Source organism: Wolinella succinogenes DSM 1740 (genome assembly GCF_000196135.1).
Taxonomy (GTDB): domain Bacteria; phylum Campylobacterota; class Campylobacteria; order Campylobacterales; family Helicobacteraceae; genus Wolinella; species Wolinella succinogenes.
Window position 1 is genome coordinate 1,313,803 of the sequence record NC_005090.1, and the last position, 16,084, is coordinate 1,329,886.

20 protein-coding genes are annotated in these 16,084 nt (G+C 48.9%); 6 read left to right on the forward strand and 14 right to left on the reverse strand.

Annotated elements, in window-relative coordinates; translation table 11 throughout:
• Window positions 1–24 precede the first annotated feature (24 nt).
• Window positions 25–858 (reverse strand): tungstate ABC transporter substrate-binding protein TupA, encoded by an 834-nt coding sequence (gene tupA / locus WS_RS06535; protein WP_011139222.1) that lies wholly within the window; start codon window positions 856–858, stop codon window positions 25–27.
• Between the two features lie 109 nt (window positions 859–967).
• Here tupA and tupB point away from each other — a divergent pair, with 109 nt between their 5' ends.
• Window positions 968–1,663 carry a tungstate ABC transporter permease TupB gene (tupB, locus tag WS_RS06540; protein ID WP_011139223.1) on the forward strand — a complete coding sequence of 232 codons (696 nt, stop codon included), beginning with the start codon at window positions 968–970 and terminating at the stop codon, window positions 1,661–1,663.
• Window positions 1,664–1,665: 2 nt separating this feature from the next.
• A complete protein-coding gene (locus WS_RS06545; protein ID WP_011139224.1) occupies window positions 1,666–2,715 on the forward strand; it encodes an energy-coupling factor ABC transporter ATP-binding protein in 1,050 nt (349 codons plus the stop codon).
• Between the two features lie 16 nt (window positions 2,716–2,731).
• Here WS_RS06545 and WS_RS06550 read toward each other — a convergent pair whose 3' ends face one another.
• Entirely contained in the window at window positions 2,732–2,926 is a 195-nt protein-coding gene (locus tag WS_RS06550) for a hypothetical protein (protein ID WP_011139225.1), read from the reverse strand.
• Between the two features lie 66 nt (window positions 2,927–2,992).
• Complete coding sequence (locus tag WS_RS06555) at window positions 2,993–3,640, reverse strand: ferritin family protein (protein WP_011139226.1); 648 nt, start codon at window positions 3,638–3,640, stop codon at window positions 2,993–2,995.
• A gap of 140 nt (window positions 3,641–3,780) precedes the next feature.
• Between WS_RS06555 and WS_RS06560 the strand changes: the two genes are divergently transcribed.
• From WS_RS06560 to WS_RS06570, 3 genes are all read left to right on the forward strand, one after another.
• Complete coding sequence (locus WS_RS06560; RefSeq protein WP_011139227.1) at window positions 3,781–5,310, forward strand: sensor histidine kinase; 1,530 nt, start codon at window positions 3,781–3,783, stop codon at window positions 5,308–5,310.
• The gene (locus tag WS_RS06565; RefSeq protein WP_011139228.1) at window positions 5,282–6,586 is read left to right on the forward strand and encodes a response regulator; all 1,305 of its coding nucleotides are present in this window, start codon (window positions 5,282–5,284) and stop codon (window positions 6,584–6,586) included. Before WS_RS06560 ends, WS_RS06565 begins: the two co-directional genes overlap by 29 nt.
• Window positions 6,587–6,652: 66 nt before the next feature.
• Entirely contained in the window at window positions 6,653–7,039 is a 387-nt protein-coding gene (locus WS_RS06570) for a Gfo/Idh/MocA family oxidoreductase (RefSeq protein WP_011139229.1), read from the forward strand.
• Window positions 7,040–7,055: 16 nt separating this feature from the next.
• On the opposite strand, the gene WS_RS06575 is transcribed toward WS_RS06570, so the two are convergent.
• Entirely contained in the window at window positions 7,056–7,718 is a 663-nt protein-coding gene (locus WS_RS06575; RefSeq protein ID WP_011139230.1) for a potassium channel family protein, read from the reverse strand.
• Window positions 7,715–9,043, reverse strand: coding sequence for a TrkH family potassium uptake protein (locus WS_RS06580; protein ID WP_011139231.1), 1,329 nt, complete (start codon window positions 9,041–9,043; stop codon window positions 7,715–7,717). Before WS_RS06580 ends, WS_RS06575 begins: the two co-directional genes overlap by 4 nt.
• 78 nt (window positions 9,044–9,121) lie before the next feature.
• Between WS_RS06580 and WS_RS06585 the strand changes: the two genes are divergently transcribed.
• Window positions 9,122–9,958 (forward strand): hypothetical protein, encoded by an 837-nt coding sequence (locus tag WS_RS06585; RefSeq protein WP_011139232.1) that lies wholly within the window; start codon window positions 9,122–9,124, stop codon window positions 9,956–9,958.
• Window positions 9,959–9,979: 21 nt separating this feature from the next.
• Here WS_RS06585 and rpoN read toward each other — a convergent pair whose 3' ends face one another.
• From rpoN to nifE, 9 genes are all read right to left on the reverse strand, one after another.
• Window positions 9,980–11,194, reverse strand: a complete 1,215-nt coding sequence (rpoN, locus tag WS_RS06590) for an RNA polymerase factor sigma-54 (protein WP_011139233.1) — start codon at window positions 11,192–11,194, stop codon at window positions 9,980–9,982.
• A 75-nt stretch (window positions 11,195–11,269) separates the two neighbouring features.
• Window positions 11,270–11,569 carry a 2Fe-2S iron-sulfur cluster-binding protein gene (locus WS_RS06595; protein WP_011139234.1) on the reverse strand — a complete coding sequence of 100 codons (300 nt, stop codon included), beginning with the start codon at window positions 11,567–11,569 and terminating at the stop codon, window positions 11,270–11,272.
• A 69-nt stretch (window positions 11,570–11,638) separates the two neighbouring features.
• A complete protein-coding gene (locus WS_RS06600; protein WP_011139235.1) occupies window positions 11,639–11,896 on the reverse strand; it encodes a nitrogen fixation protein NifZ in 258 nt (85 codons plus the stop codon).
• Window positions 11,890–12,192 carry a nitrogenase-stabilizing/protective protein NifW gene (locus tag WS_RS06605; RefSeq protein WP_041571839.1) on the reverse strand — a complete coding sequence of 101 codons (303 nt, stop codon included), beginning with the start codon at window positions 12,190–12,192 and terminating at the stop codon, window positions 11,890–11,892. Before WS_RS06605 ends, WS_RS06600 begins: the two co-directional genes overlap by 7 nt.
• A 26-nt stretch (window positions 12,193–12,218) precedes the next feature.
• On the reverse strand, window positions 12,219–12,467 hold the full coding sequence (gene fdxB / locus WS_RS06610) for a ferredoxin III, nif-specific (protein ID WP_011139237.1): 249 nt from the start codon (window positions 12,465–12,467) through the stop codon (window positions 12,219–12,221).
• Between the two features lie 10 nt (window positions 12,468–12,477).
• Window positions 12,478–12,900: a NifX-associated nitrogen fixation protein gene (locus WS_RS06615; protein ID WP_011139238.1), complete on the reverse strand. Its 423-nt coding sequence runs from the start codon at window positions 12,898–12,900 to the stop codon at window positions 12,478–12,480.
• Window positions 12,901–12,903: 3 nt separating this feature from the next.
• A complete protein-coding gene (gene nifX, locus WS_RS06620; protein ID WP_011139239.1) occupies window positions 12,904–13,326 on the reverse strand; it encodes a nitrogen fixation protein NifX in 423 nt (140 codons plus the stop codon).
• A complete protein-coding gene (locus tag WS_RS06625) occupies window positions 13,319–14,578 on the reverse strand; it encodes a nitrogenase component 1 (RefSeq protein WP_011139240.1) in 1,260 nt (419 codons plus the stop codon). The genes nifX and WS_RS06625 overlap by 8 nt, the downstream gene beginning before the upstream one ends.
• A 134-nt stretch (window positions 14,579–14,712) precedes the next feature.
• Complete coding sequence (nifE, locus tag WS_RS06630) at window positions 14,713–16,059, reverse strand: nitrogenase iron-molybdenum cofactor biosynthesis protein NifE (RefSeq protein WP_011139241.1); 1,347 nt, start codon at window positions 16,057–16,059, stop codon at window positions 14,713–14,715.
• Window positions 16,060–16,084: the final 25 nt, after the last annotated feature.

Here is a 16,084-nt window from a genome sequence, read left to right on the forward strand (position 1 = left end):
CGAGAATCCGTCCCGCCTCAACGATCACTTTCGTGTTTTTGCATCAGGAGTGAAAAGCTGTTTGTCAAGAAGTTTGAAGTTGGCAATCTCCGCTTGCATCTTCTCTGAGACGATCCAGTCGATGAACTGCTTTGCGCCTTTGTAATCCGCTTTTTCGCATCGCTTAGGATTGACCGCCATGATGGAGTAGAAGTTTTTCAGCGTGTTGTCGCCCTCTAGCACGATCACCATAGGGGGCTTGCCCTTGTGGTTGGACTCGTATTTGATAAAAGTGCCACGATCGGTGAGTGTCAAGCCTTTTTGCTCCTCGGCGATATTGATGGTCGCGAGCATCCCTTGACCTGCCTCAATATACCAAGACTCTTTTTCGGGAATCTTGCCAAGCGCCTCTTTCCAAACCTCTCGCTCTTTGCTGTGCGTTCCTGATTTATCCCCTCGGCTCACAAATTTCACCTGCTCTTTTTCAATCAGTTTGAAGGCCTCCGCCACGCTCATGCCTGTGAATTTTTGCTTGAAGGAGGGGTTTCCAATGATGACAAAATCGTTATACATGACAGGAGTTCTATCGATTCCAAAGCCTTTTTCGACATACTCTAGCTCGACTTTGGGCGCATGGACAAAAACCACATCCACATCGCAGTTTTCACCAAGCTTGAGCGCATTGCCCGTGCCCACGGCAACCCACTTGAGATCCACGCCTGTATCTTTCTTGTAGGCTGGAGCCAAAACATCCAAAAGACCCGTATTGTCGGTGCTTGTGGTGGTCGCCATACGAAGCTCGGCCGCCCCAAGGCTCACGCCAGCCGCCAATAAGGCAATAAAGAATTTACTTTTTAAGCCGTTCTTTACAGAAAACATTCAATAATCCTCCCGTCGTTGTGATAATTTGAAATAGCGTCTATTGTATCTCGTTTACCACTTAAAGTAAAATTAGAATTGACCAAATATTAACACTCAGGATTCTCTGTTGGACTTTATTACACAAGGGTTAATCGAGGCCTTTTGGCTTCTTTGGCACCTCGACCCCGAAACCCTCTCCGCCATTATCATTACGCTCAAAAGCTCTAGTTTTTCGATTCTCTGCGCCCTTATTATCGGGCTCCCGCTTGGCTTTGCCTTGGGCTACTTTGAATTCCCTGGCAGACGGGCGCTCAAACTCCTCTCTGACACCCTACTAGCCATCCCCACCGTCGTGGTGGGGCTCATCATCTATGCGCTCATCTCCTATCGTGGCCCTCTAGGACAGTATGAGCTTCTCTACACGATCAAGGGAATCGTGATGGGACAAACCCTCCTAGCCCTCCCCATCATCATCTCTCTCACCGCCGCCACCATCGAGGGGATGGATCGCAAGCTCTATCTCACCCTGCTCTCTTTTCGCCCTACTCCTCTTCAGATGATTCGTAGCGTGGCGTGGGAGCTGAGGCACGCCCTAGTGGCGGTGATTGTGACGGCCTATGGTCGTGTGGTCGCTGAGGTGGGCGTGGCGATGATGATTGGGGGGAATATCAAATGGCACACTCGAACCATCACCACCGCCATCTCTCTAGAGACCAGCAAGGGGGAGTTTGCCATGGGAATCGCCCTAGGCATTGTGCTCATCTCCATAGCCTTTGCGGTCAATCTCTTTCTCCATTTCCTTAAAAAACGCTCCCGAGGCTAGGCATGAATCAACCCCTTTACTCTATCAGGCAACTCCGCAAAACCTACCTCCACAAGCCCGTGCTCAATCTCTCCTCTCTAGAGATCAATGAGGGTGAAATCATAGGAATCGTAGGCTCCAATGGAAGCGGCAAAAGCACCCTCTTGCGCCATCTTGCCTTTTTGGAATCGCCTGATAGCGGAGAGATTCTCTACAAAGGTCACCCCGCTGGCACGCTCTCTTTGGAGACCAAGCGCGAGGTCTCTATCCTCTTTCCTGAGCCCTATTTGCTCAAGCGAAGCGTGGAGGAGAATCTTCTCTATGGACTCTTGATGCAACAAGAGAATCTCACCCAGCCTGAGCTTTACTCACGAGCCAATGAGGCTTTGGAGCTGGTGGGTTTGCGACCTGATAAATTCCTCCATCGCTCTTGGCATGAGCTCTCCAGCGGCGAAACCCAACGAATCGCTCTAGCGAGCCGCCTCATCCTGCGTCCCAAAACGCTTCTTTTGGATGAGCCGACCAATAGCCTTGATTTTAGCGGGATTCCCCAATTCTCTGAGGCGATTTTGCACGCCAACCAAAACTGGGGCACCACGGTCATCATCGCAAGCCACGACCTTATCTGGTTAGGAAGTTTGGCGCAAAGACAAATCGGGCTTCACTTTGGGCGTTTGATGGAGTTTTCGACAAGCAATTTGATTCTAGGTCGGTGGGAAGAGGAGACAGAGGGGCTAATTTATCGCTTTAGTGATGGGCAGAAGATTCAACTCCCCCAAGGGACTCGAATCGGTAGCAAAAGAGGGGTGGCGATCGACCCAAGACACCTGCGCATCTCTCATGAAAAGCCCCTAGAGATCGCTCCCAAGGAGACGACTTTAGAGGGTCAGGTGGTCGCCATTTCGCATCTCAAAAAGAGTGATGAAATCTCTCTAAAACTCTCTGTGGGAAATCAGACCCTAGAGGGAATCTTGGACTTCCAAGCCTTCTCTCTAGCCCCTTTTTACCCTTCGCAAAAGGCTTTCATCACCTTTGATCTTGAGCACCTTCAAACCTCATGGATGAAGGATTAAAAGCTCACAAGGTCGTTTAGAACGCCTTGTTTTCCATCACCTCTTTAAGCCACGCTTTGGCTAGATCAACGCTCTCAAACGCTCGGCTTTTGGCGACTTGCTGAGTGCCCTCGTAGAATCGAACACGGATTCCATCTTCGACTTCATCAATCTTGATTCGGGTGATTCTAGCGAGGTTGAGGATGACGCGCTCATTGAGTTGAACAAACATGAAAAGCTCCTTTATGGATTAGGTTTGGATGAGGGCATTGTACCCAAACCCAAACCTAAAAAAGGCTTAGTAGAGATGCTCTCTCTTGAAATACTCTTGAGGCACCTTGCACAAAGGACAGGCTTTGGGGGCTTTTTTGCCTCGATGCACATGTCCACACACCTCGCAGACCCAGACCTCATCTTCGTCACTCTCAAAGAATCCCTCCTCTTCAAGTGCTTTTTTGAGCTCTCCATACTCTCGTTCATGCTCCACTTCCACCTTGGCGATCGCTTCAAAAAGTCTCACAAGCTCCTTGTGCCCCTCTTCTTTGGCAATCTCGGCAAAGTTTGGATACATGATGGTGTGTTCGTAGTTTTCACCCGCCATACCATATTCAAGATTCTTCTTGGTGGTGTCAAGCTCAAAGCCATGCGTCATTTTGTTGTAGGCCTTATATTCCGCCATCGCATGATATTTCTCATTAAGCGCCGCCTCTCTAAAGTGAGCCGCGACCGCATGAAGTCCCTCTTCCTCGGCTACATCGGCATAGAAGTCATACTTGTTGCGCGCCATTGATTCACCCGCGAAGGCTTTCATGAGATTCACTTCCGTGAGACTGGAGGTGATCATCTCCATCGCCTCGCCACAACAGGTGAGCTTGCCTCCTCCTGCTTTTTGCACCTCCACTTCGTTTCCACACTTGTTACAGCGATAGGTTTGATACTGCTTCATGAGCCTCTCCTTATGATATGATTAATGAAATAGAAAGCCCCTAATCAGCGGACTTTTATCTTTCAATCATGACCTAATTTTGCTTAAGAGGAAAATACTATAATCTTTTCAAGCGTTTTGCCCCCTTCCAAAGGAATCGGATGAGCTCTCACGAAAACCCTAGCCAAATCGCCATCCTCTATGTAGAGAGCGACACCGACTTGCTGCGTCCTGTCGCTTCGCGTCTGCGCAGTCTCTTCTCTAGGCTCTATATCGCTGAAAATGGCACAGAGGCGCTTGAAATTTTTAAAAAATATCGCCCTCAAATCATCGTGACCGACCTTCAGCTTCCCCTCTTAAGCGGTCTTGAACTCATTCGCCAGATACGAGCCCAAGAGGGCTCTCAGCCCGCCATTATCGTCACCACCTCCAATAGCGAGAGCGAGGTGCTCATTGACTGCATTGAGCTTAGAGTCGATTCCTATATCCTCAAGCCTTTCAGGCTCATCCATTTTGTCTCCGTACTCCAAAAGATATCCCAAGGACTCCTCCTTGAGGAGAAAATCTACCAAAACCACCAATACCTGCTCGCCCTCTATGACAATATCCCTTTCTTTAGAATGAGCACCTCTTTTTCAATCCTAAGCCTCAACCCCAGGCTCATCCAGCTCTTTGAACAGGGGGGTGAGGAGCGATTCATCGGAGAAGAGGCCGAAAGACTCTTTGCCCCCTCCTCTTTTGGGGCTTTCAACGCCGCCAAAACGCAGCTTCTCTCGCAAAAAGAGCCCTATTGGCAAGGGACGCTCACCCTCAACACCACCGAATCGACCGTTTGCTACGCCTCTATTTTTCCGATTCGTCGAAGCCATGGAGAGGTCTATGAATTTATCTGTATCATGCGGGATATCACCCTCTCGCACAAACTCCAAAAACTCAAAGAGACGCTTATCTCCCAAGAGCGTGAACGCGAAATGCTCTCTAAACTCAATCAAACCAAAGATGACTTTTTGGCAATGTTTAGCCACGAGCTCAAAACTCCACTCAACGCCATCATCAACTTCGCCCCCTATGTCCACTCCAAAATCAGCGAAGTGGAGATTCCCGAAAAAGAGAAGCTCAGCAAGCTCTTACTCTCTATCGAGCGCAATGGCCGTTTGATGCTTGAGATGGTGAGTGGGATGCTTGATGCTGCTCGCTTAAGAGCTGGCAAAATGGAGTTTCGCCCTGCCCTCTTTGACCTCTCCGCACTCATTGAGCAGATCACCCAAGATAAGACCTTGGGCATCCCCGAATCCCTCCAGATTCATGGAAATCCCAAAACCCTCATCTACTCTGATGAGCTACGAATGCGCCAAATCCTCACCAATCTCTACCATAATGCCCTCAAATATGGTGGAGGAACCATACATATTGATTATAATGTGAAAGATAAAGAAAATTTTTGTATTATCATAGAAGACAATGGAAAAGGAATCGAGGACAAAGAGGGGGTTTTTGAGCTTTATACGCAAGAATGGGAGCTTTTGAGGCGTCGATTGAGCGGAAGCGGAATCGGACTCTACCTTGTGAGGCTACTCTGTGATGCTCTTAAACTATATATATTTTTAGATGATTCGCCAAAACTTGGCGGAGCGAGATTTACCCTTTGCAAAGGAGATGAATATGCCAAAGAATATCCTAGTGGTGGATGACAACGAGGACAACCGAATCGCGCTTGAGATTCTTTTAGAGCGCTTTGCTGATCTCAAGATTTTTAGCGCCCAGAATGGCCAAGAGGCGGTGGAACTTTGTCAAAAAGAGCCCATGGATATTGTCTTTATGGACATCATGATGCCTGAGATGGATGGAATTGAGGCCACCAAAAAGATTCGAGAGTTTGATCGAAGCACGATGATTGTCGCTGTCTCTGCGCTAGGCGATGAAGAATCGCAAAAAAAGATGATTCTCTATGGAGCCGAAGACTACATCGTCAAGCCCATCATCCAAGATGTCTTTAAGCGACGTCTTCAAAACTATCTCGAAATCATCGCCTCACGCAAAAAAAGGCATTTTGACCAAAAGGCGCACAACCTTTTCACCAAGCGCGTCTTCAATCGCTCTCTTCTCTTTCGGATCAATCACCCCACGGGTCTGTCGGAGTTTTGGGAATACTATCTGCTCGATTCTCCCAAGAGCTCTGAGGAGATTCATGCTTGCGTGAGACTGCTCTATGCTTTTGGACGCTTTATTCTCAAAAGTGGTGCTTTAGCGGAGATTATTAGCGAAGAGGATCACTCCCATCTCTACCTCTCCCTCACCTCCATTGATAAGCTCAATCGCTCTTCGCTTCAACGCGTGATTCTCAAAAACTATCCCGAAGCGCAGTTTATCCTCTCCTCCTCCATGCTCACCTTCAAGCTCCCCAAAACCCTCACCTCACTCACGTGCGCCCCTCTCTTGGAGAGCAAAGAAGAGAGTTATGAGATGTGCATCTTGCGCAAACGCCATGTCGATTGCATGGACGCTAAAACCTATGTCGAAAACACCCCCTTTAGCCTCCTCAATTCTGTGGATATGCTCGAAGACAACGAGGATGTGATCGATAAGGCGATCAGTCGATTTGAAAACTTCCCTACACTTGGAAATCTGCACGCTATTGGAGAGCTTTTTGCAGGGCATGCCGAGGTGCTAGAGCAGCTTTTAGAGTTTGAGCACCTCGCTTTTGGAGTGCGCTCTTTGAGCACTCTTTTGGCCACCCTTGATGATTCCAAGCTCTCGCTCGTCGCCCCGAAATTTCTTGGCGTGATGCTCACCACGATCTTAGAAGATCTCACCCAATGGAGGCGCAACATCTTCCTTGATAAAAATGCTCGGGATATTCACTATCTTGATAGCTCACTCTTTAGCTCCTGCCTCCAAGCCCAAGCTCTTTTTGAGGAGAAAAGTCCCTCCCAAGAGGAAGACGACAACGATTTGGAGCTCTTTTAACACTTATTCAAGATATGTCGTTCTATACTCACCCCCTAGACTAACACACCATAGGGGGTTACATAGATGAAACAAGTCACGGTCTTACTGATTGGATTAGGCAGAATGGGAAGTCGATTCTTCGATAAGTTCGTTGAAATCGGCGAAGAGAGGGTGAAAATCGTGGGCGTCTGTGAGCTCAATGAGCAAAACCCTAAGGTCTTAGAGGCCAAAAAGAGAAACATCCCGCTCTACCCCTCTTACAAAGAGGCACTCACCGATCTGCACGAATCAGTGGACATTATTCTTGACACTTCCAACATCTCTGAGGTCAAAAGAGATATTAGGGAGCTTCTCAGCCGCCAAAACAACCAGCACTCTGTCTTGCTCCCCATGGTAGCGGACTACCTGCTTTGGTATATGTTACCTAACGCTGAGGAAATTCCTCAAGACCACACCGATATTGGCTACTAGAATTTGGGGGGGAGGGTCAACTTCCCCAAGAGTAGTAGAATCCTTCAATATGTTTGAGCTCCCCAAGGAGAATCAACATATCGCCTTGACTCACCACATAATCAGAAGTGGGATTCTTCTCCCATCTCCCCTGATGTTTGCACGCCATGATGCGAATATTTCGCTCCTGCTCTACCTCAATCTCCCGAAGACTCTTGCCCACAAGCGACCCTGAAGCGAGCACCTTGCCCACCTTGATTGTATTGGTCACATCCACCACCTCAAAGGTCGGATTGGCAATGAAATCTCTCACCAGCTTTTTGGCCGATTCCCTCTCAGGATAGATCACCTTAAACGCCCCAATCTTAGCCAAAATCTCCCCGTGAATAGGGGTGACAGCTTTGGCGATTACGATCTTGTTCCCCAAATCCTTCAACGCCATGACCGTGAGAATGCTCGCCTCAATATTCTCCCCAATGCTCACAATGACCACATCAAGCCCCGTGATTCCAGCCTCTTTGAGGGCATGCGCATCCGTAGAATCGAGCACATAGACGCTATCGGTGAGCTCTTTAACCTCTTTGACTCTCTCCATGGAATGGTCAATCGCGATCACATTCGCCCCCTGCTCAATCAAGCCTTTAGCGACATAAAAACCAAACTTTCCCAAACCAATCACAGCATAACTTTTTGATTTCATAAGATGATTCTCCCCTCAGGATATTGGACTCTTCGCGGGGATGATGCCCCAAAAAAGACGATAGTGAAAGCCAACACTCCCACCCGCCCCAACAACATCAAAACAATCATAAAAAACTTGCCAAAAGTATCAAAATTGGCCGATAGACTGAGCACGCCTCCATCTCCTGCAGAGAGCCCCACGGTGCCAAAGGCGGAGGAGACTTCAAGCAACAAAGGCAAAAAGGAGACCCCCTCCTCAATCATGGAGAGTGCCATGGCCGAGAGGATGATGTAAATCGCTGCCCCTAAAAGAATCACAAAGGACTTTTGTACCACCTCGTCCGCCACTTTGCGCTTAAAGATCACTGGCTCGCCTTGACGCAAAGAGGCCCAGCCATAGAGAAGCAACACCGCCACAGTGGTGACCTTGATTCCCCCAGCCGTTCCTCCAGGCGCTCCTCCAATGCTCATAAAGACCGAGGAGAAGAACATGGTTGCATCACGAAACCCTCCAATATCAAGCGTATTAAAGCCCGCTGTTCGGAAATTGACCGAGGCGAAATAGGCCGCCATGAAGCGCTCCCAAACAGGGAGCTCCCCTAGGGTTCTAGGGTTGTTCCACTCCAAAATCAGCACCACCAAAGCCGCAAAAACCAAAAGCGCCGCCGTCATCGTCACGACCACTTTGGTGTGAAGCGAGAGGTGGAAAAAGCGCTTTTTGTGATGCTCTCGAAGCTCAAGGAGGACAAAATAGCCAAGCCCCCCAATAATGATGAGCGAGGTGATGATAAGATTGATGGCTACATCCCCACGATACTCCATGAGATTGCTCTCAAAAAGCGAAAATCCTGCATTGTTAAAGGCCGAGACCGCATGAAAAATCGCTAGCCAAAGCGCCTCCTCCATCTCCTTATCAAGAGAGAATCGCCCAAAAAGCAACAGCGCACCGACTAACTCGATATAGAGCACAAAAAAGACGATTCGCCTCATGAAGCGAATCAAGCCATCCATCGTAGGATAATCGAGCGTCTCTTTGAGCACCTGCTTCTCGCGAAAGCCCAAGCGACGGCGTAGCACTAGATAGAGAAGCGTGGCAAGCGTCATATAGCCAAACCCACCCACCTGAATAAGGAGCAAAATCACCAATTGTCCCCAAAAAGTGAAGTCGCTCGCGGTATTTTGAACGATGAGTCCCGTCACACAAACAGCCGAGGTGGAAGTGAAAAGAAGATCAACAAAAGGTAAAGGAGCCCTCTGCATGGGAGGCAAGGAGAGCAAAAGAGCGCCAAGGAGCGCGATGAGCATATAGCTAAGCAAAAGAATCCGAACGCTTCTTATATCCATGACTCACTGATTCCTTTGTGGATGATGCACGATTTTAGGAGTATAATAACCCTTTGACTTTTTCAAAGGACGGAATCGATGATTATAGTCCCCACGAGCTTGATCCACTCTAAAGGTTCCATCAACAAGCTCTTCTCCATTAAGAACAAAGAGTATGTCAATCTCCCTGCCAAAGAGCATCATCGAGAGCTTCAGCGCTGCCACCGCTTGGTGAGCGAACATGAGTGGCTCCAAAGCTTCACCTCGGCCTATGATATTGATCTAGATGAGATTGGCTACCTGCGCCAGATGGATGAGCAGAAGCTTGAAGAGGTAAGCTATAGAGAATCTCCTCTTTTGTATGTGATTTTTGATAGCGAGATTGATAAGATTCTCCAAATTATCCTCTCTCCCAACATCGAACACCGTCCTTGCGAGCCTTTCCACTCCAAAAAACCCCCCAAAGATCTTCTCATCCTCATGCAAGAGGAGATTCTCTCCCTCCCCTCGCTTGATGAAGAGGTGCAAAAGGCCGCCCACGCCTTTGAAGTGGAGAGCATTGACATGGCGGATTTGAGGGAAAAAAGAAAAGACAATATCCTCAAAATCTTTGGAATCTATCTCTCTTTCTTGCTCCATCAAGAGCTAAGAATCTTGCGTCAAAATGTCTATCTCCACTACATCACTGTCTTTGACACCCAAGAATCGCAGCTCCCCTACCCCGCGCACTCCGATGATTTGCGTCTAATTGAAGAGTTTTTAGAAGAGAAAGAGTGCGCCAAGGAGAGCTACTATCGTCGTACGCTCATCCCCCTCGCCCTCCAAGAAGAGATTGGAGCGATCGTGATCACCGCCACTCCTTTTGAAAATGACAAGGTGCTTTTTAAAAATATTCGCCTCATGAGCCAATTCGTTCTGCTTGCCCTCTCCAAATAGAGAAGCTCAAGGAGAAGGGCTTTAAGAGACAGCGAGACTTTTTACTTTGAGGCCTTGAAGCTTTTTGCGAAAATTAGGAGAGGGGATTCCTAGCTGCTCTCGATACTTTCCAATCGTGCGCCTCACAATATGGACGCCAAACTTTCGCTTCACTAACTCGCTTAGCTGCTCATCAGAATAGATTCGCCCGCCCTGCTCTTGGGCAATGAGAGCCTTGATAAAAGCGCGAATCTCCTCTCCGCTCACGCCATTTTTTGCCTCATAGGGGAAAAATTTGCGTAAAGGAAAAGTTCCTCTAGAGCAACAGAGAGACTTTTGAGCGATCGCCCTAGAGAAGGTGGGCTGGGAGATTCCAATCTCTAGAGCCGCCTGAGAGACGGAAAAGGGTCGTAGCTCTCCACCCTGAAAAAAGTCGCGTTGCAGATCAACGATCAGGGTCGCAATTTTTCTTAAAGTGGAGTGGCGCATATTGAAATAGTCACACAAAAGCCGTGCCTCTTTTTTGAGGCTATTCTTCTCTTTGACCCCGCACGCCTCAACGCCAAGCTCAAATTCATCCCCCCAAACCTCAATCCGGAAGACTCCCTCATCCTCGGCCACTAAAATATCAGGTCGCCTAAAGGCCTCGCCCTGCATAAACTCAAGCGCAGGAGGAGCGCTAAAACGCTTGGCTAGATCGATCGCTTCCAAGAGTCTAGCTTGACCTTGGAGATGATGAATCTGCCCTGGAGAGCGGAGGATTTCATAAGCCAAAGAGGAGAGATCCTCATCATAGTCGCTCTCCAAAAGACGAAACTCAAACGCCTCTAGCGAATCCTTGGCTCCCACGCCGCAAGGATCAAGCTTCCTGAAGCGTTTGCGAATCTTCTCCACCTCCGCCTCGCTCGTCCCAAACTCCTCTGCAATGGCCGACTCATCGCCCTCAAAATAGCCTTCAACATTGAGCTCTTCAATGATTTTAGCGGCGATTTTTTGGGAGAATTCGGTGGGAAAAAAGGAGGAATCGATCTGATCCAGGAGCGATTCCTGCAAAAAACGCTCCTTAGGACTGTTTTCGATGAAGTCGCCCGAGGAGAAGGTTGGGAGGCTTTTGCGTCTGAATTTTAAAAAAGGATTCTCCAGAGCCGCCTCGGAGAGCTTTTTTTCCAATTCCGATCCACTCGCTTCAAGCACCGCGCACCACTGCCGAACACTTAGGCGCAAAGCTTGCTTTTGCGAGATTCTTAAACTCTGCAAAACCCTCTCCTCTTTTTTCTTTAATGCTACCCTTTTGCTTCCTTGATGAAGTCCTTAGGGGTGCCTAAATTTTCATCAATATCGAAGTCGAATATAACCGCCACCCTTCACGATCTTCATTTGGCATGAGAGTCGACTATTGATGGTGTGATCTGGCATGGTGGAGAGGACTTTTTTCTCCTTCTCATTGAGGGGGCTTAGGTATTCCATCCCTTCTACGACTGTGATCACGCATGTTCCGCACTCGCCATCTCGACAGCCAAAGGGAATACTAGAGCCTGAGCGCTCCGCCACCTCTTGAATCGTGCACCCTTCTGGAACTTTGATCGCTAGGAAGTCGTTCACAATCTCCACTCTCGTTAGATTCTCAGACATCATCTCTCCTTTAAATTTGACTTTGAAAGTTGTATTGCACGATTGCAACACAAATTTCAAGGTCGAGGCCTAAAAGGCCTTCTCGACTAACTCTAGCTCCTGCTCCCTGCAGCCAAAAACCCATCCAAGCTCGATGAAATCGATCTCATAGACTCGTATGGTCTGGAGAAAGTAGCCCATCTTTTTCACATACCCTTCACTCCCCTCAGGCACAAGAATCTCGCCCGTTTTGGCAAAGGGGAAAGTGCCATCATTACGCATCTCTTTGGTGAGTCGAACACGATCCCCCACCTCAAAGAGCGCCTCTTCACCCTCAGGCGCTAGCATGTTGAACACTCCCCAATACTATGGCAAGCCGCACACTTGCTCTCCCCCCAAACCTCTTGCGCACTAGGGGCGTTATGGAGAAAAGTTTGATAGATCGCCAGAAGCGCATTCCTGTAGAGGAGTAGCTTTTGAGATTCGGAGGCATCCACCCACTCAAGTTTTCGAATCGTGTCACCAAAATATTTGAGGATATGGAGGCGTTTGGCGCGCATCACCTTTTCATCGTAAGGGATTCCAAAAAACTCAAAATACTCTTCGCACTGTCCTAGTCGCTCAAAAGCTTGTAATGTTTGCATCTCTTTCTCCTCTTTGTGATCTAGCCTTAGGCGGCGTGGGTGAAGCACCCTTTGGAGCAGACTTTGGAGCAGACTTTGCATCCAATGCACTCCGCCTCTTTAACTAAAATCATGAACTTATGCTCTTCGCCCTCATCATCTTCCTCTTCAGTGAGCGTCATCACCTCTTTGGGACAGGATTTATAGCAGCGCCCACAGGCGATACAGGTCTCTTTGTTGAGACTCACCACATACTCTTGAACCCAATCCGCTCCACCTTTAGTCTTTGCCACCATCGCTTCTCCTTTATGCAAAAATAGATCGATACTTCTCAAACGCCTTGAGTGCATCGCCTAGAGCGCCCCCGCCCTTTTTGTCTAGCTCCTCTAGCGAGCCAAAGCCAAACTTAGACGCATCGCGGATCGTCTTATCCAGCACGATCAATCGCCCCACGATCACCAATATCCGACCATAACCCTCAGAGTTGAGCTCCATCATCACATTGGCCATCTCGCCGCATCGCTTCTCAAAAGCCACCGCAAGCGCTTGATAATAGAGCTTGATGTTGCGCGTGGTCGCCTCATCCACCTCAGCACAAGTGGCGCTCGCCCCTTTTTCTCTGATGTAGAGTCGCCCCAAAAGCTCCTCATCACTTAGACGATTCCAGTGTCCATAGGCATCCAAAGCCCTAAACTGGTCGATGAGCGCCTGCTTAAAAACCCCTTCCATCGCTTATTCTCCTTGGCTTTGCACCAAAATTTTCTTGATCCAAGGCGGAGGATTCCCCGCGAGCATCTTGGTGAGCTCCTCTAGAGCCTCTTTGATGGACTTCTCTTCGTTCACCTTGATGGGGTGGATTTTGGCTCGCACCACTTTGGCCGCCGCCGTAGGCCCAATGGCTTGGCAGTAGAGGATTCCTGCCTCTTTGATTCCTTCGATTCTTCGATCGATTTTCCCCTCTTCATCTTCATCCTCTTCATCATGCTTGATGATCTCCGCCAAGCGAAACCCTCGCTCGCTCACCTCATAGATGAAAAATTGTCGTGCCCAGCCAAAATGCTCGTTCACAAACTCCGAATCTTTGCTGGCAAACGCCACCTTGATGATCGCTCCATCACCCTCTAGAGAATTTCCGTAAATGGTTGTCTTAATCATGCGCTTGGTGCTCCTTCAAGAATAGGTTGGCTAGCTCTTTTAAAAGATAACATCCCCCTTCATAAAGGATGTCATTGCCTAGCCCCGTGCCGATACGCTCAAAGATGGGGTAACCGCGCACAAGCCAAGGGGTCTCCTTTGGAAGGAAGCCTCCTAGGCGTTCACAGGCGATCACCCCCTCTGATGACTCTATATTTTGCATAAGGTGTTCCAAATCCCCAACCACTGCCTCTTTGGCACTGATTTTTGTCATCGCTGGCCCCCCCGTGGTCGCCACCGCTAGCTCAAAGCTCATCCCCACCTCTTCTAAAATCTTGGAGATTCCTAGCAGATGGTCATTCTCTAGCGCTGCAATCACTCGCTTGCCTCCTAGGGCAAAATGGCTATCTAGCATCATGTCCTGAAGCCTGGCCCTCCAGCGCTTAATCCTCACAGAAGGCTCATGGCCTGTCCAATCCATGAGAGCGCGGATTAATGCATCGCTAGAGCGGAGTCCATAGAGCGATTCGACATTGAGATCAAAGGCGCCTGGATTCTTTGCCAAAAAGGCTTGACGAGCCTTGCGCGTGCTCTCTCCGATGCTAAGAATCATCCCCGCCCTAGAGGCCTCTTCTATCTCTTCGAGCGTGATTCCCCCTTTGGACACGCTCCCTTGTCGCTCCTCTAGGTGACCATCAAGGCTCCCCGAGAGATCAGGCAATGCCAAAGCCCTCACTCCAAAATCTTCCAAAAACTCTTTAAGCTTCTCCACCTCTAAAGGCGTCATGGAGGCGTGAGGGAGGATAAGGGCGAGCTTTGGATCAGGGGTGGTGACGCTCACCATCCTCTCTTTGATAAAGACTTCGATGGCTAGAGCAAACCCCTCTTCCAAACCTCCCTCATAATCAGGTGTGGGAAAGTAGAGCGCTGGATAGGAGAGTTGCCCAATGGCTCCCTTTACATCATCCCCCTTGGTCTCGGTCAATCCCGTGGTGATGATGGCCGCCAATTTAAAAGGAGACTTCTTGGCCAAGGTGTCAATCGCCTCCGCCACACAAGCTCCTCCATCAAGCACGGCTGTGATGTCATTGACCGCGGTGCTATGAGAGACGATCGGTTCGCTGAAGTGTCGAGTAAAAAAGACTTTGGAGAAGTTAGAACACCCTTGTGCGCCATGAATGATGGGCATCACCCCATCCACGCCCAAACAAGCCAGATGCGCCCCCATCACGGGAGAGAGTTTATGAGGATTGACTTGTAGTGGTTTGCTCATGACTCTGCTCCTTACATTTTTGTATATTGGGCTTTACAATCTCTCCAAAAGCCCTAGAACACCACAAAAAATCCGTCTTGACGCCCAGATTTTTAGAGCTGCCCTTTACATTTTTGGAAAATAAGAATCAAGCCTCACTCCCAAGGAGCCTTTTGTGAGACCAACTTAAAGACAGGGTTGCATAGAGAGTGGCTCAAATCTTTGGCGAACGCCACGAGTCCCTCATAAGCCCCATAACTAGTATGCTTCTCTTGATTCACGTCCACAAAGGCAACTTTGCGCTTGATCGCTCCATAGAGACTTCGACCTCCCGCTAGAAGCATATCTGCTCCTTTTTCTTCGAGCACTTTATACTGCTCAGCACCAGGATTCTCCATCAAAACCGCTCCCTCTCCTAGGAGCTCTCTGCATCTAGCCTTATCATCTTCGGTGCACTTTCTCACGCTGGTGGCGACCACCTCAACTCCCAAGTCCTGAAGGGCAGAGGCGATCGACCACGCTTTGTTCCCACCCGTGTTTAGCACCGCTTTCTTACCAAGGAGGATCGGCATGTAGGGCTCAAGGTTTTTGACGCACTTTCTCTCTTCCCGCTCTATGAGAGTTTTGGCCTTTTCAATGAGCTCTACATCCCCCAAGGCTTTGACGATAGAGAGAAGGGATCGGCTGCTCTCTCTCATACCGTAAAAGGAAGCAGAGATGTAAGGGATTCCATATCGCTCTTCCATCTTTCGTGCCAAGCTCACTAGAGATTTGGCGCACACTAGCACATTGAGCTTCGCCCGATGTGCTTGCATGATAGAATCGATCCTTCCATCTCCACTCAAGGCGCCAAGCACCCTAATCCCTAGTTCATCAAGCAGAGGTTTATAACGCCACATATCTCCCGTAACGTTATATTCGCCGATCAGATTAATGTCATAAGGCGTGAGGGTTTCGGGCTCTTTGCGCCCGATGAGTTGCTCTAAAAGCTCCTCTCCCGCGATTCGACTTCCTAGATTCTTACTCCCGACAAATCCTGCCGCACGAACCAAAATCACAGGAATCCCAAATCGCTCTTCCGCCTCTTTGCACACTTTAGGCGTATCATCGCCAATCATGGCACAGACACAGGTCTCATAGACAAAAGCTGCCTTTGGAACATAACGAGTGATGAGATACTCTAGCGATTCTTTAAGCTTTCGCTCCCCGCCAAAAATCACATCGTGCTCACTTATGTCTGTACAAAAACCCATCTTGGTGAAACCTCTGTTGGCACTACTTGGAGTCTCTCGTGTTCCCCAACTAGCGCCAAGACAGGTTGATGGGGAGTGAACGAGATGGATGGCTTCATCATAGGGAAAAAGAGAGATTTGCGAACCCTCAAAAGCGCAACCCCCCGAAGCATTTCCAGGCTTGGGGCGGTTACAGGCGCTCTTTTTGGAAGCGGAGTGCGCGCACGCACTCTCGTTTAGCAACTCTTTGACCACTTTTTTATCCATCATCTCGCACCTCCTATAGAAGCACCCT